The sequence below is a fragment of the Vibrio sp. 10N.222.48.A3 genome, assembly GCF_041475345.1.
GTDB classification, from domain to species: Bacteria; Pseudomonadota; Gammaproteobacteria; order Enterobacterales; family Vibrionaceae; genus Vibrio; species Vibrio tasmaniensis_A.
The window spans coordinates 1-1,188 of the sequence record NZ_JBFRVX010000361.1 but is presented as its reverse complement, the minus strand read 5'-3'; the positions used below and the strand labels follow the sequence as shown (position 1 = coordinate 1,188).

At 42.3% G+C, this 1,188-nt stretch carries 2 protein-coding genes; both read right to left on the bottom strand.

The genetic code is table 11. From position 1 onward, the window contains the following. Positions 1 to 72: 72 nt before the first annotated feature. Positions 73 to 744, bottom strand: a complete 672-nt coding sequence (locus AB4653_RS11195; protein ID WP_009848193.1) for a 7-cyano-7-deazaguanine/7-aminomethyl-7-deazaguanine transporter — start codon at positions 742 to 744, stop codon at positions 73 to 75. A gap of 271 nt (positions 745 to 1,015) precedes the next feature. After that, a partial coding sequence (locus AB4653_RS11190; RefSeq protein WP_372104178.1) for a DUF3630 family protein occupies positions 1,016 to 1,188 on the bottom strand: 173 nt, incomplete at its 5' end.

The following is a 1,188-nucleotide window of genomic DNA, read 5'->3' as shown; positions in this document are numbered from 1 at the left end:
AAGCCCAAGTTAGTCTACTAACTTGGGCTTTTTCTCATCGCTGCATTAATGCTTTGCGTTACAAATCTAAACTTAAGCGTTAACGCCCGTTGCTTTAAAGTCAGGGTTCACAGCGGTTAACTTCTTAACCACGTAATTTAGAAGTACACCGTACATTGGAACAAACAAACCTAAGCTGATGATAAGCTTGAATCCGTAGTCGACCAACGCAATTTCAGTCCAGTGCTCAGCCATGAATGGATCTGGGCTTTGGTAGAAAGCAATCGCAAAGAACGCGATGGTATCAATGGCATTACCGAATAACGTTGAACACGTTGGCGCAACCCACCATTGCTTCATTTGGCGTAAGCGGTTGAACACATGCACATCCAAGATCTGACCAAGCAAATAAGCCATGAAGCTTGCCGCTGCGATGCGTGCAACAAACAAGTTGAACTCGCCTAGTTGGCTAAAGCCTTGGAATGAACCTTCAAAGAACACCACAGACAATAAATAAGAAACGGCCAGCGCTGGTAACATCACTAAGAAAATGATTTTACGAGCAAGCTGCGCGCCAAAAATACGTACGGTCAGGTCTGTCGCTAGAAAGATAAACGGGAAAGTGAAAGCACCCCAAGTGGTGTGCATACCGAAGACGGTAAAAGGTAGCTGAACCAAATAATTGCTTGATGCAATAATGATCAAATGGAACAAAACTAATAGTGCTAGGGCTTTGCGCTGTTGCGCAGGGGTAAAGTTACTCATGCTGTACCTTTTTAGTTTGGTTTGGGGGTGAGGGAACCCAAATCGAGTCATTTCTTCGAATAATCCAAGAAAGCTCTTACCAATAATGTGAATTAAAAATGTTTCTATAATTTGCTCTATTGAGCGGCGGGCGATTATACATTAATCAATATTGGCTGCAACGGTGAGAACAAACGCAAACGTTTATCCTCACTTTTATTGATGAATGACGTTAGAAGCCAAGTTTTAAGAGCCAGGTTTAGAAGCTACGTTTCAGAAGCCATGTTAAAAGTTAGAAACCGCGCTTGAAAAGCGTCGCGAGATAATCGAACTCTTCTCGGCTTTCTTCAGCGTTTAACGACTCAAACCAGATTGATTCACTGTAATGTTCAGACTTTAAAAACATCCGACAATCTTCAAAATCAATCAACCAAGAATGCATATCGGCGTCCCATTGCTTTTCAA